General features: G+C 67.0%; 1 protein-coding gene. It reads left to right on the top strand.

The annotated features are described in order from the left end of the window. Positions 1-378: hypothetical protein (locus tag IG99_RS49440; RefSeq protein ID WP_234312187.1), on the top strand; the 378-nt coding region annotated here is incomplete at its 5' end. Positions 379-488 lie beyond the last annotated feature (110 nt).

Here is a 488-nt window from a genome sequence, read left to right as displayed (position 1 = left end):
GTTCTCACTACCCGCAGCACCGTGGGGATGGTGGAGCGGGGCAGACAGATCGTCGACCGGGTCTTCTGGCTGCAGTGCGAATCGGTGTTGGGTGCCGGGGGCGAGCTTGTCGCCGCCTACGACGCCTACCGGCAGCTCGAACGACAGTTCCGGACTGAGCAGGAGGCGGCCTCGCGCAAGGCCCGGTGGGGTGAACTCGCCGACACGATCACCGAAGTCAACATGCCCGGCCCGGCTCTCACCACGGTATCGTCGGCCGCAGAGCTACGCCGTCGGAGATCACGCCCGGTCCACCCCGCCAGCGCACTACCGAGGGCAACTCGACCCCGGCAACGACGACGGGATGGTTCCGGCCGGATTTCCGCGCCGGGCCGCTGAGGATCGCCCTGTGCGGAAGCCGATCAACTGGTGTGAACAACACCCTGGTCGACGATGCGGTGGCTGCAGTCAGCCGATTGCTGGTGAACCACCGCTGTACGGTTGACCAC

The organism is Streptomyces griseus subsp. griseus, from assembly GCF_000720255.1.
Lineage (GTDB): Bacteria > Actinomycetota > Actinomycetes > Streptomycetales > Streptomycetaceae > Streptomyces > Streptomyces griseus_I.
This window is presented reverse-complemented; position numbering and strand designations above follow the sequence as displayed.